This is a genomic window from Gemmatimonadaceae bacterium, assembly GCA_035533755.1.
Classification (GTDB): domain Bacteria; phylum Gemmatimonadota; class Gemmatimonadetes; order Gemmatimonadales; family Gemmatimonadaceae; genus JAGWRI01.
Genome location: DATLTC010000056.1, coordinates 23763 through 37102, shown reverse-complemented (window position 1 = coordinate 37102; position 13340 = coordinate 23763). Strand labels below are relative to the sequence as shown.

At 69.4% G+C, this 13340-nt stretch carries 10 protein-coding genes; 3 read left to right on the top strand and 7 right to left on the bottom strand.

The features are described 5' to 3' along the window. Positions 1-29: 29 nt before the first annotated feature. The 3 genes from VNE60_08385 to VNE60_08375 all read right to left on the bottom strand — a co-directional run bounded on the left by VNE60_08385 (position 30) and on the right by VNE60_08375 (position 2144). Complete coding sequence (locus tag VNE60_08385) at positions 30-953, bottom strand: universal stress protein (protein HVB31522.1); 924 nt, start codon at positions 951-953, stop codon at positions 30-32. Positions 954-985: 32 nt separating this feature from the next. Continuing rightward, on the bottom strand, positions 986-1597 hold the full coding sequence (locus tag VNE60_08380) for a CBS domain-containing protein (protein HVB31521.1): 612 nt from the start codon (positions 1595-1597) through the stop codon (positions 986-988). Positions 1598-1745: 148 nt separating this feature from the next. Next, positions 1746-2144: a DUF983 domain-containing protein gene (locus tag VNE60_08375; GenBank protein HVB31520.1), complete on the bottom strand. Its 399-nt coding sequence runs from the start codon at positions 2142-2144 to the stop codon at positions 1746-1748. A 127-nt stretch (positions 2145-2271) separates the two neighbouring features. On the opposite strand from VNE60_08375, the gene VNE60_08370 reads away from it, so the two are divergent. Beyond that, positions 2272-3711 (top strand): phospholipase D-like domain-containing protein, encoded by a 1440-nt coding sequence (locus VNE60_08370; protein HVB31519.1) that lies wholly within the window; start codon positions 2272-2274, stop codon positions 3709-3711. Between the two features lie 7 nt (positions 3712-3718). Here the strand turns inward: VNE60_08370 and VNE60_08365 are convergent, their stop codons facing one another. Beyond that, complete coding sequence (locus tag VNE60_08365) at positions 3719-5653, bottom strand: APC family permease (GenBank protein ID HVB31518.1); 1935 nt, start codon at positions 5651-5653, stop codon at positions 3719-3721. 239 nt (positions 5654-5892) lie between these two features. Between VNE60_08365 and VNE60_08360 the strand changes: the two genes are divergently transcribed. Both VNE60_08360 and pepT read left to right on the top strand, forming a co-directional pair. Then, on the top strand, positions 5893-9222 hold the full coding sequence (locus tag VNE60_08360) for a hypothetical protein (protein ID HVB31517.1): 3330 nt from the start codon (positions 5893-5895) through the stop codon (positions 9220-9222). Then, positions 9219-10487, top strand: coding sequence for a peptidase T (gene pepT / locus VNE60_08355; GenBank protein ID HVB31516.1), 1269 nt, complete (start codon positions 9219-9221; stop codon positions 10485-10487). The genes VNE60_08360 and pepT overlap by 4 nt, the downstream gene beginning before the upstream one ends. A gap of 33 nt (positions 10488-10520) precedes the next feature. Here pepT and VNE60_08350 read toward each other — a convergent pair whose 3' ends face one another. The 3 genes from VNE60_08350 to VNE60_08340 all read right to left on the bottom strand — a co-directional run bounded on the left by VNE60_08350 (position 10521) and on the right by VNE60_08340 (position 13301). After that, a complete protein-coding gene (locus VNE60_08350) occupies positions 10521-11111 on the bottom strand; it encodes a tyrosine-protein phosphatase (protein ID HVB31515.1) in 591 nt (196 codons plus the stop codon). 121 nt (positions 11112-11232) lie between these two features. Then, positions 11233-12147, bottom strand: coding sequence for a cytochrome c (locus tag VNE60_08345; protein ID HVB31514.1), 915 nt, complete (start codon positions 12145-12147; stop codon positions 11233-11235). An 11-nt stretch (positions 12148-12158) separates the two neighbouring features. Then, positions 12159-13301 (bottom strand): hypothetical protein, encoded by a 1143-nt coding sequence (locus tag VNE60_08340; GenBank protein ID HVB31513.1) that lies wholly within the window; start codon positions 13299-13301, stop codon positions 12159-12161. Positions 13302-13340: the final 39 nt, after the last annotated feature.

The following is a 13340-nucleotide window of genomic DNA, read 5'->3' as shown; positions in this document are numbered from 1 at the left end:
GGTCCGGACTGCGGCTGCGGCGACTCCGACTACTGAGGCCGGACCACGAGCAGGGCCCGCGGTCCGCCGCGGAGCACCTTGTCGGCCACGCTGCCCACCATCAACCGTGACATCCCCCGGCCGTGCGTGGCCAGCGCCACGAGGTCGGCGCCCTGCGCGCGAGCCGTGTCGAGGATGGTCGTTGCCGGCGAGTTGTCGGTGCGCACCTCGGTCTGGATGTCGAGCACCGCGTACTGGCGGCGCAGGCGGATGGCCAGATTGGAGATGTACTCGGCGGCGCGCTGCACCAGCACGTGCGTGGTCTCGGTGGCGTAGTCCTCGGCGGGCGCGTAGCTGGCCGGATACTCCATCATGGACGCGTAGGCCGGGACGTACACGGGCTTCACCACCTCGAGCAATAGGACGCGGGCCGCGGTGAGCTCGGCCAGCTCCATGGCCGGCGCCACGATCTGCTCCGAATAGCTCGATCCATCCACCGGCACGAGCATGCGCTCGAACACCCCGATCGGCTCGAGCAGGCCGTCCGGCGCCTCGTCGGGCCGCAGCAACAGCACCGGATTGGTGGCCGTGCGCACGACGCCGTCGGCCACGCTGCCCATCCACGCGCGGCTGAATCCCGTGCGGCCGTGGGTGGACATGACGAGCAACGGATCCTTGACGCCGCGCACGTACTCGCAGATCGACTGCGCCGGCTGGCCCGCGAGCAGCGCGGTGGTGGGCCGGATCCCCGTCTCGCGCTGAATGCCCTGCGCCGCGCGGTCCAGATATTCCTGGGTCTCGTCGCGCATCGCCTGGTCCAGCGGCCACTCATCGCCGAGGTCGTGCAGGAACAGTTGGTACGCGCGCACGAGGTGCACCTCCGCCTTGGCGCGCTCCGCCAGCATCGTGGCTGTGGCCAGGGCGTGCTCGGCCAGGGGTGAGCCATCGAGTGGCACTACGATGGTGCGAAACATGGATGCCTCCTCCGCCCGCAGGCGGCCGCGCCTCAGGACCAGGGCTCGCGGAACTCCCGGTCGCGGTTGAATACGTACGTACGTCCCGCCAGCTTGTGGTCGGCCACGGCGCGCGCGATGTCGGTCACCGTGACGATACCCACCAACGCCTCGTTCTCCACCACCAGCACGCGATGGATGCCGGCGCGGCTCATCAACTCCGCGGCCTTCTCCACCGAATCATCGGGCCCCAGCGCCCAGAGTTGGCGCGTCATCGCCTCGCGCACCTCGTGCTGCTCGAGCACGTTCCACTCGGGACCGCCGGCGCTCTCCATGCGTCCGGTCACGTCGGCGCCGGCATCGTCCCAGAGATCGGTGAAGAACTCCGCCGACGGTTCGTTCTCGAGGTCCCCGCCATCCGGGAGCGGCAGCTCGCTCCAATCGCGCCACTCGGTGTCCTCCTCGCTCTCCGTGGGCACGCCGGGCTCGAACGCGGCGAAGTCGATCAGATCGCCGGTCGATATCACGCCCACCACGCGTCCGCCGGCCAGAACCGGCGCGCCGCTCACGTGGTGCTTGGCCAGCAACTCCATCGTGTCGCGGAGCGTCGTCATGGGAGTCACCGAGACGACGTCGGCCGTCATGATGTTGCGGAGTTTCAGCATGGAACACCTCCTGCCCGCGGGGGGTGACGGGGAGGCGAACCGCGATGGTCGCCACGTCGCATGCAAGTTGCCGGCGGCGCGGGTGTCGATCTGTCGGCGCGTGCCGGAAAAGTTGTAAGGGGAGCGACCGCCGACTCCGGGGTTTTCCCTACCGGTCGGCGTCCCCTGGTTCGGTGGGCCGGAACGCGAGGTCCCAGGCCAGCCACACGCCGCGCGTGAACGGAAACGCCAGCAGCGGCGACAGCACGGCGAGCGCGGGACCGGCGATCTCCACGGCGGTCCACGGCACCGCGGGAAACGTCCAGACGACGAACGCCGCCGTCGCTCCGATGGTGAGCAGTTCGGCGGCGATCAGATTGAACATGTAGCCGCCGTACCAGTAGTCCTCGTCCTCGCCGCGCTCCAGCGCCAGGCCGCAGGTGGGGCACGCCGGACGCATGCGGAACCACGACTCGAATATCCCGCGGCCGCCGCAGCGCGGGCAGCGGAGCGCGAGCGCGCGGGCGAACGCGGCGGACACTCGGCGATCGGGATGCGGTTGGGGCATGGTCATGGCGTGAACGCGGGACGCGGCCGCCGGGGCGTGCGCGGCGGCGGGACTGCACGCAAGATATCGCGCGCGTTGAGGGACGTGGCTATCATGGACGGAGCCCGGCGCCACCCGAACGCCCGACATGACCCCAGAATCCCTCCAGCTCCTGATTGCCGTCGTGCACGTCGTGCTGGCGATTGGCGTTTCGGCGCACATCGTCCTCACCAAGCACGACCCGCGCGCCGCCATCGGGTGGATCGGGCTCGTGTGGCTCACGCCCGTGGTGGGCTCGGCGATGTACGTGTTCCTGGGCGTGAACCGGATTCGCCGCCGGGCCGGCGAGTTGCGCCGCGATCGCACGGCCGCCGGCACCACGCGTACGGGATCGCATCTCGTGCCGCAGCGCGGGCTCGCGCTCTCCGAGGTGCCTGAGGCCCTGCGGCCCATGGCCACGCTCACGTCGCGCGTCACCGGCGCCCCGCTGGTCGGGGGCAACGACGTGGAGCCGCTGGTGAACGGCGACGCCGCCTATCCGGCCATGCTCGCGGCCATCGACGGCGCGCAGCGCAGCATCGCGCTCGCCACGTACATCTTCGACCGCGGCGCCGTCGCCGACCAGTTCATCCTCGCCCTGGCCCGCGCCGTGTCGCGCGGCGTTCAGGTGCGCGTGCTCATCGACGGCGTGGGCGCGCGGTACAGCCGCCCGCCGATCATCGCCACGCTGCGCACCAACGGCATTCCGGTGGCGCGCTTCCTGCCGTCCAGCTTTCCGCTGCCGCACCCGTATTTCAACCTGCGCAATCACCGCAAGCTGCTCGTCGTGGACGGCGCCGTGGGCTTCTGCGGCGGGATGAACATCCGCGACGGGCACATGCTCTCGCTCGTCCCCCGCGGCCCCACGCAGGACATCCACTTCCGGTTCCGGGGGCCCGTGGTGCGGCAGATGATGAGCGTGCTCGCCTTTGACTGGACGTTCACCACCGGCGAGGAGCTGCAGGGCGACGAGTGGTTCCCGCCGATCGACGCCGCGGGCTCGGTGATCGCCCGCGGCATCCCCGACGGCCCCGACGAGGACTTCGAGGCGCTGCTGTTCACCTTCCTCGGCGCCCTGGCCCAGGCGCGGCGCACCGTGCGCATCGTCACGCCGTACTTCCTGCCCGATCCGGCGCTCATCGACGCGCTGAAGGTGGCGGCGCTCCGCGGCGTGGAGGTGCAGATCATCCTCCCGGCGCGCGGCAATCTGCGCACCGTGCAGTGGGCCCAGACGGCGCAGCTCGGTCCGATCATCCACAGCGGATGCCACGTGTACCTCACCCGCGAGCCGTTCGACCACTCCAAGATGTTCGTCGTCGACGGCGCGTGGTCGCTGGTGGGGTCGGCCAACTGGGATCCGCGCAGCCTGCGGCTCAACTTCGAGTACGTGGTGGAGTGCTACAGCACGGCGCTGGCGGCGCAGCTGGACGCCATGATCGACGCCAAACGCGCCGGCGCGCGCGAACTCACGCGCGCCGATCTCCGGATGCGGCCGCTGCCCGTCAAATTGCGCGACGGCGTGATGTGGCTGGCCCAGCCGTATCTCTGACGCCCCGCTACGGTGTGCCGTCCGCCGGCGCCGGGACGGGCTCCTCGCGAAGCGCCAGATCCTGAAGCCGCACCGCGTGCCCCAGCAGGTACGGCACCGACGTCACCACGACCTTGGGCCGGAACATCAGCGCGGTGCGGATATACAGCGCCGTCTTGTTGTGCAGCAGGTGTTCCCACCAATGATGCGGCACGATCTCGGGCACGATTACGGTCACCAGATCGGCCTCGTCGCGGGCCTCCAGCCCCTTCACGTAATCCACGATCGGGCGGATCACCGACCGGTACGGCGAGTCGAGCACCACCAGCGGCACGTCGATGTCCCACGCTTCCCACTGCTTGCGGAGCGCTTCGGTGCCGGCGGGGTCCACCCCCACGGTCACGGCGCGCACATCTTCCGAGATGGTGGTGGCGTACACCAGCGCGCCCGCCGTGGCCTTGGTGATGCTGCTCACCGGGATGACGACGGTGTGGTGCATGAACATGAGCGGGGCCTGCCCGGTGTACTTGATCTCCTCGGCGAACCGCACGTAGTGGCCATGGATGGCCACCAGCATCCAGATGATGAGCGGGATGATCAGCACCACGATCCACGCGCCGTGCACGAACTTGGTGGCGATCTGCACCACGAACACCAGCGCCGTGGCGAGCGCGCCGAGCCCGTTGAGCGTGGCCCGCCACCCCCATCCCTTGCTCCGCACCTTGAACCAGTGCTTCACCATGCCCGCCTGCGACAGCGTGAAGCACAGGAACACACCGATGGCATACAGGGGGATGAGCGCCGACGTGTCGCCGTGGAACAACCACACCAGCACGATCGCCACCAGCGACAGCGCGACGATGCCGTTGGAGAACGCCAGCCGGTCGCCGCGCGCCGCCAGCTGGTGCGGCATGTAGCGATCCTCGGCCAGCAGGCTCGACAGCCGCGGGAAATCCGCGAATGCCGTGTTCGCGGCCAGCACCAGCACCGCGAACGTCGAATACTGGAGCATGTAATACGCCCACCCGCCGCCGAACACGTGCCGGCCCAGCTGCGACAGCACGGTCTCGTTGGCGCTCGGCATCACGCCGTAGCGGTGCGCCAGGTAGCTCGTGCCGATGAAGAACACGCCGAGGATCGCCGCCATCCAGCCGAGCGTGGTCGCGGCGTTCTTCGACGCCGGGGCGCGGAACGCCGTGACGCCGTTCGAGATCGCCTCGGTGCCCGTCATGGCCACGCACCCTTCGGCAAACGCCCGCAGCATCAGGAACACGAGCGCGAATCCGGTGAAGCCGCCGCCGAGCGCCGTGCCGTGCCCCTGCGACACGATGTCCACCCGCACCGGCCCCGCGGCCGGCGCCGGCGCATGACCGTAGGCCAGCCGGATCATCCCCACCGCGAGCAGGGCGAGCATCGAGACGATGAAGATGTACGTCGGGACGCTGAACGCCGCCCCCGACTCGCGCACGCCGCGCAGATTCACCACGGCGAGCAGCGCGATGGCCAGCACGCATAGCGTCACCGTCCACGGCGCCAGCGCCGGATACGCGGACGTGATGGCCGCGACGCCGCTGGAGATGGACACGGCCACGGTGAGGATGTAGTCCGTGAGCAGGGCCGCGGCCGCCACCAGCCCGGGTCCCACGCCCAGGTTGTCCTTGGCCACCGTGTACGATCCGCCCCCGTTGGGGTAGGCGAAGATGGTCTGCCGGTACGAGAGCGCCACCAGCATCAGCAGCCCGACGATCACGGCCGAGATGGGCAGCACGTAGCGCAGCGCCATCGTGCCGAGCACGGCGAGCACGATCAGGATCTGCTCCGTGGCGTAGGCCACCGAGGAGATCGCGTCGGACGAGAGGACGGCGAGCGCGGTCTTCTTGTTCAACCGCTCGTGCTCGAGCCGATCCGATGAAAGGGGCCGGCCGACGAGCAGCCGTTTGGCCCCGAGAATTGCGTTGGCCATGCAGGGAGTGGTGGTTCGGCGCCCGGCGAGACCGCCGGCGCGCCATAAAGCATAGCGCAATCCCGGCCGGGATGGATGGGCGGGGCCGCCCGGGGCCCCCGGCGTCCGCCCACGTCTATTTGAAAGCTTTATGCGCGCCCGTCATCTGGCAGCCGCCGCGCCCGCCCCCCACATTCCGGGCAGCGTAATCGCTGGTTGTTCTCCCGCGTGCTCCGTGTCATCCCAAGAGGGCGGTTTCCGTGCGCACTTTCATCTCGCGTTTCACTCTCGTTGCCTGCCTCGCGGCCCTGGCCGCCCCTGCCGTCGCCACGGCGCAGACCCCGGACGTCTCCTCGGCCATGCGCTGGCGCCAGATCGGGCCTTCGCGCGCCGGCCGCGCCCGCGCGGTGGCCGGCGTGGCCAGCGAGCCCAATGTGGCCTACATCGGGTTCGACAACGGCGGCGTCTGGCGCTCCACCGACTACGGCTCGACCTGGGAACCGATCTTCGATCAGGAATCCACCGGGTCCATCGGCGCCATCGCCGTCGCCCCGTCCGACCCCAACGTGATCTACGTGGGCACCGGGGCCGGCATCATCCGGCCCGACCTCGCCACCGGCGACGGCGTGTACAAGTCCACCGACGCCGGCCGCACCTGGACGCACCTCGGGCTGCGGAACAGCCAGATGATCGCGAACATCGACGTCGACCCCAAGAACCCGGACCGCCTGTTCGTGGCCGTGCTCGGCCACCCCTACGGACCCAACGCCGAGCGCGGGATCTTCCGGTCCACCGACGGAGGCAAGACCTTCCAGAAGGTGCTGTACAAGGATGAGTACACGAGCAGCGCCGACGTGCGCATCGATCCCGTGGACCCGAACATCGTGTACGGCACCCTCTGGCCGCAGCAGCAGGGCTACTCGGAGAACACGGCGTTCGGCGGCACCACCGGCGGCATCTACAAGTCGGTGGACGGCGGCACCACGTGGCATGAGATCGGCACCGGGCTCCCGGCCGTGATCCAGGCCAACCTCGCCATCGCACCCAGCAACCACAATCTGGTCTACGCGATGGTGGCCGGCTCGCTGCCGGCCGGCGCCGGAGGCCGCGGCGGACGGGGCAGCACCACCGGCGTGGTGGGGTTCTACAAGTCCACCGACGCCGGCGAGCACTGGGTGCTCGCGATCGACGATCCCGCCCTGCCAGCCGCCCAACGGCCCCGCGCCGCGGATCCGCGCCCGCTCGTGCGCATCGGCGGCGGCGACCTGCCCACGATCGCCGTCGATCCCAAGAACGATCAGGCGGTGTACAGCTCGTCCACCGTGCTCTGGCGCACCGAGGACGGCGGCCTCACCTGGTCCGCCGTGCGCGGCGCCCCGGGCGGCGACGACTACCAGAAGACGTGGATCAACCCCATCAACCCGAACATCATCGTCCAGGTGTCGGATCAGGGCGGCGTCGTGTCCGCCAATCGCGGCAAGTCGTGGAGCAACTGGTATACGCAGCCCACGGCCGCCATGTACCACGTGTCCACCGACGATGCGTTCCCGTACCGCGTGTGCGGCGGGCAGCAGGACTCCGGCTCGGCGTGCGTGGACAGCCGCTCGATGGACGGCGAGATCACCTTCCACGACTGGCACCCGGTGAACATCCAGGAGTACGGCATCGCCGCGCCGGACCCCAAGAATCCCGACCTCGTGTACGGCAGCAGCCGCAGCAACGTGTCGCTGTACAACCGCGCCACCGGGCAGACCACGAACGTCGGGCCCGACATGAGCGCCCGCGGCCCCGGCGGCGACACGTACAATCGCAACGTGCGCACGATGCCGATCATCTGGTCGCCGATCGATCACCGCACGCTGTACTACGTGTCCAACGTGGTCTGGAAGACCCGCGACGGCGGCCACGCATGGACGCGCATCAGCCCCGACCTGGCCCGCCAGACGTGGACCGTGCCGCCGAGCGTGGGCAAGTACGCGAGCGAAGTCACGCCGGGCCCGCAGGGGACGATCACCGCCCTCTCCCCCTCGCCGCGCGACGAGGGGGTGATCTGGGCCGGCACCGACGACGGCAACATCCAGGTGACCACCGACGGCGGCGCCAAGTGGACCAACGTCACGCCGAGCGCCATCGCGGCGTGGACGCGCATCTTCAACATCGACGCCGGCCACTTCGATACCAAGACGGCGTACGCGGCCGCGAATACGATGCGCCTGGACGACATGAATCCGCACTTCTGGCGCACGCACGACGGCGGCAAGACGTGGACCGAGATCGACAACGGCATCGCGCCGGGCGCCGTGGCCAACTCCATTCGCGAGGACCCGCGCACGCCCGGCCTGCTGTACGCGTCCACCGACACGCAGGTGTGGGTGTCGTACGACGACGGCGATCACTGGCAGTCGCTGCGCCTCAACATGCCCGCGATCTCGGTGCGCGACCTCCAGGTGAAGGACGACAGCACCTGCCTCTGCTCCGATCTCATCGCCGGCACGCACGGGCGCGGATTCTGGATCCTGGACGACGTGACGCCGCTGCGTCAGGCCGCCCAGGCGCGGGCGGCGAGCACCGCATTCCTGTTCAAGCCCGCCACCGCGGTGCGCGTGCGCTTCGGCACCAACGACCCCACCCCGTGGCCGCCGGAAGTGCTGGCGGGACAGAACCCGCCCCCGGGCGCCATCATCGATTACTATCTCGCGGCCGATGCCTCGGGCCCGGTCACGCTCGACATCCTCGACCGCGCCGGCAAGGTGGTCCGCTCCTACGCGAGCACCGATCCGGTGCTCCACCCCGATCCGGCGGTGGATCCCGAGGCGTACAACAAGGTCTGCCAGGAGAACCCCGGGGCCCCGGACTGCGGATTGCCGCTCTACTGGCCGGCGCCGCAGATGGCGCTCTCGTCCGGCACCGGCATGCACCGCTTCACGTGGGACCTGCACTACAACCCGGTGGGCGAGCCCGCGGGCCCCGGCGGTGAGGGTGGCGCCACCGGCGCCGTCCCGCACCGGACCTACCCGTCGGTGAATTCGCCGTGGGCACCGGCGGGCCGTTACACCGTGCGCCTCACGGTGGACGGCAGGCGCTACACGCAGCCGCTCACGCTGCGTCTGGATCCGCGCGTCAAGACATCCCCGGCGGCGCTCGCGCAGCTCGCCTCGCTGTCGCGCGAGATGTACGACGGCGCCGTGGCGGCCCATGCCGCGTACACGCAGGCACGCGCCCTGGTGGCGGCGCTGGACGGCCAGCAAGGCGCCGGCGTCGACGCCTTCAAGGCGCAGGTGGAAGCGCTCGCGCCCGCGCCCGCGCGCGGCGGTCGCGGCCGCGGGTTCGGTGGCTTCGGCCGCGGCCGCGGCCCCACCGGCCCGCCCACGCTCGAGAGCGTGAGCACGGCGATGCTCGGCGCGGCCATGGCCATGCAGGGCGCCGACGTCGCCCCCACGGCCAACGACGTCGCCGCGTGTTCGCTCGCGCGGAGCGAGTCTCGCGACGTGACCGCCAAGTGGAACACCCTCCGAACCGCCGGCCTCGCGGCGCTCAATGCCAAGCGCAAGGCCGCCGGCCAACCCCCGATCATGCTCTCCGGCAAATGAACTCCACGCTCCAACCGCCCGCCGAGCCGGTCGTCGATCGGTTCATCCGCTATGCGCGCATCGACACGCAGTCGCAGGAAGGCCAATCGGCCACGCCGAGCACGCAGACGCAGTGGACGCTGATCAATCTCCTGGCCGATGAGCTCAGGCAGCTCGGCGCGACGAACGTTCGGGTGGACGAGCACGGCATGGTGTACGCGTCGATTCCGGGCAACGCCCCGGAGTCGGCGCGGGTGCCGGTGCTGGGTCTCATCGCGCACGTCGACACGTCGCCGGCGGTGAGCGGCGCCAACGTGTCGCCGGTGATCCACGCCAACTACCGCGGCGGCGACATCGTGCTGCCCAACGACCCCACGCAGGTCATCACCGTGGCGCAGAATCCCGTGCTGGCGACGATGATCGGCGACGACATCATCACCACCGACGGCACCACGCTCCTCGGCTCCGACGACAAGGCGGGCGTGGCCGCGATCATGACCCTCGTGGACCTGCTGATCCGGAATCCCGGCATCACGCATGGTCCACTCTCCGTGGCGTTCACCCCCGACGAGGAGATCGGCAGCGGCATCGAGCTGTTCGACGTGCCCGGATTCGGCGCGCAGTTCGCCTACACCGTGGACGGCGGAACGCTGGGCGAGATCAGCGACGAGACCTGGAGCGCGCAGCTGGCCACCGTGACCTTCCACGGCAAGAGCGTGCACCCCGGCACGGCCAAGGGCGTGATGGTGAATTCGGTGTACGCCATGGCCCATTACCTGTCGCGGATGCCGCGCGACATGCTGCCGGAGACCACCGAGGGACGGGTGGGGTTCGTGCACCCGTACGCGGGCGTGGCCGACGTGGAGACGTCGAGCGTGAAGATCCTGCTGCGCGACTTCGAGCGGCAGGGCCTGGAGTCCAAGGAGCGGCTGCTCCGCGAACTCGCCGCCGCCACCGAGGTCGCCTTCGCCGGAGTCACCGTGCAGGTGGACGTGAAGGACAACTATCGGAACATGAAGGAAGTGCTCAAGGACCATCCGCAGCTCACCGAGAACGCCCTCGAGGCGGCGCGGCGCGCGGGACTCGAGCCGTTCATGATGCCCATTCGCGGCGGCACGGACGGATCCAAGCTCACGTTCCGCGGACTGCCCTGCCCCAACATCTTCACCGGCGGGCACAACTTCCACGGGAAGCAGGAATTCAATTCGCGGCGCGGACTCGAGAAGACCGCCGAGACGCTGGTGCACCTGGTGCAGATTTTCGCGGAGCGCGCTGCGCGCGGGTAGCGCGCGGCCCGGCGCCGGGCGGGGATGCGGCGATCAGCGCGCGTCCACGTACGCCCAGTAGCTCTGATCCATCGCCCCGGTCTTGCTCCCGAGATACGGGAAATGGCCGTAGCGGAGCGACAGCTGGCCGTCGGCCTCGTCGACGCTCTTGCCCTCGATCACCGCCTCGTAGAGCGCCGCCACCAACCCCGACCGGTCGGCGCCGCCCTGGCAGTGGATCAGGATCGGCTTGGGCGCCGCGCGGAGGACGGCCAGGATGCTCTCGATCTGCGCCGGCGTGACGACCCGCTCCGCCGATATACCGATATCGTAATGCATGACGCCGCGGGCCCTGGACACGCCGATCTCGTCCACATACCAGGTGTCGGTGGGGTGGGCGCCCCGCAGGTTCACGATCGACTTGATGCCGTACTCCCCGATCACGTGCTCGAACTCGCCCTGGTTGAGCTGGGCCGACCGATACAACTGGCCCTGCTCCACCACGTGGATGTTGCCGGTGAGCTGGAGCGCGCCCAGGTAGCCGCCCAGTGAAAGGACCACGACGGCGGCGACGATCGCCAGGCCCTTCACGGCCCGCCGCCATGTCGCCCGTCCCGGGGCGGGGTTGGTATCCAACGCGGTCACGTCCCCTCCACGGGTCGGGTGCCGATCGAGACGCACCGCGCAGTCGATGCGTCAGGCCTCCTCAAAACTAACAGGCCGGGCCGCGAGGAGCGATCGAACGGAGCGGGGAGACTCGGATGCCTCAGTGTGTCGCGGTGTCTGCGCCGCCGGTTCCGGGAACGGGCGTGAGCCTGACGAGTTCATCGTGGAACGCCTTCCACTGCGCGGCGTTCAACGCGGCCACGGCCGGCCGGAAGCCGTTGCTCGGGGCGCCGGACATGGCCACGCGGGTGAAGACCGCCATGTTGGCGCGCCAGTCGGGAGCCTCCGACAGCACTTCCGCGGCCCGCACCGAATCCGCGATCAGCCCCCGCCGGAGCTCGGCGGGCATGCTGCGATCCGACGCGGGGGGCATCGTGACCGCGGGGGGCGCCGTATACTCGGCTTCCATGTGGGTCATGACCGTGGGCACGGCCACCTTGCTGGGCGCGAGCGGGCCCTCGCCCAGATGGTAGCGCGCGTCGATCTGCTTGATGTCCTCGGCCTGGTTGTCGTGGTGGTCGAACGCGCCGAGCGATTGCACGTAGTGGGCCACGGCGAAGCGGTCGGGGGGCGTGAGCGCGTCGAACGCCGGCATGCCCGTGCCTTTGACGCCATCGCTCAACGTGGTGTAGATGGCGGCCATGGTATACCCCACCGTCCAGCCCTGCGCCTTGCTGAAGTCCCGTGGACGAGGCGTCAGCGCCACGGCGGCGGCGCCGTCGCCCTTGCCCATCGCGCCGTGGCACATCACGCAGCTCACGTCGAACAGCTGCTTCCCGTGGGCCAGCGCTTGCGGACTCGCCGTGAGCATCGCGCCAAGGTCGAGGCCGGCCGTCGGCTTGCCCACCACGGTGGCGAAGATCGTGGGATCCGGATGCTTGTCGGTGACCGCCGGGTACGGCAGCGTGTGCGCGCCGCCCGCATAGATCAGCGCCCGTCCCACGACCACCAGCAGCCCGATCGCGCCGACGACGGACACCACGGCAATGGCAATTCCCTTTGATTGTTGCGGCATTCGCTATTCCTTCAGCGGAGATGGAAGTTGCGTCCGTCAGGCAGGAATGGATCGCCCACCGGCGTATCCTCGCCCATGCCCATGGCCCGGATGACAACGAGGAGCCCCGCCGAGAGGAAGAAGACGGCGAATGCCGCCTCGGGCCACCCGAGATGGAGGCCCTTTCCCTGGATCGGGGACACCAGCCAGAACACGTCGACCGCTTCCATGAAGATCACCCAGATCGACACCCACCGGAGCCGCTTCCAGTTCTTCTTGTCCCTCCTCGTGATGAGGGCGAGAAACGGCACGAAGAAGCGTCCGACGCCGAGGAGGATGAAGACGCTCTCCATGGTCCCCGTGGTGCGCTCCCGGAACCAGAACACTTCTATCGGAAGGTCCGCGTACCACTGGAGGAGGTACTGCGAGAACGCGATGTACCCCCAGAAGATGGTGAATCCGAACAACAATCCGCCGAGGTTGTAGAGATGATCCTCGGTGATCCCGGGCAGCCGGCCGCGGCGATACAGATAGATCACCATCAGCGACGTCACCGCGAGCCCGGACGTGACGGCGCCCGCGAACAGATAGACGCCGAAGATGTCGCTGTACCAGCCGGCCTCCAGACTCGACACCCAGTCGAACGCGAACGCGGTGAGCGTCAGCGCGAGGATGATCATGAAGATCGGCGCGAACCGCCGCAGCCGGACCGTGGCCTGGGGGTCCCTGGTCGCGTCCTGGCGCACCGACCCCAGGACGAGAATGCGATACGACACGACCCACAGCGCCACGCAGATCACCAGCCGCGTGATGAAGAACGGGACATTCAGCCACGACGTCTTCATCGCGATCGCCGGATCGGATGCGGCGCCCGGCTGCGTCCACGAGAACAGCACGGGCAAGGAGAACAGCGCGATCAGGGCCACGGGCACCAGCCAGGGCGTGAGCGCGGCCACGCGTTCGGGCGCTCGCCGCAGAGGCACGCTCCAGGTGGCGCCCGTCACGTGCTGCAGCGCCACGATGAACAGGGCGCCCAACGCGATGCACACCATGAACACGAACCACAGGAGCCAGTTGGCCCAGAAGCGCTGCGCCCCGTCCAGCACGTAGGTGCTCACGACGCCGGCGCCGCCGACGGCCAGCAATGCCCACAGGGCGGCGGGTGCTCGATTCATCGTCGATCCTGAGGTGGATGCCACGGACGCGGACATGGT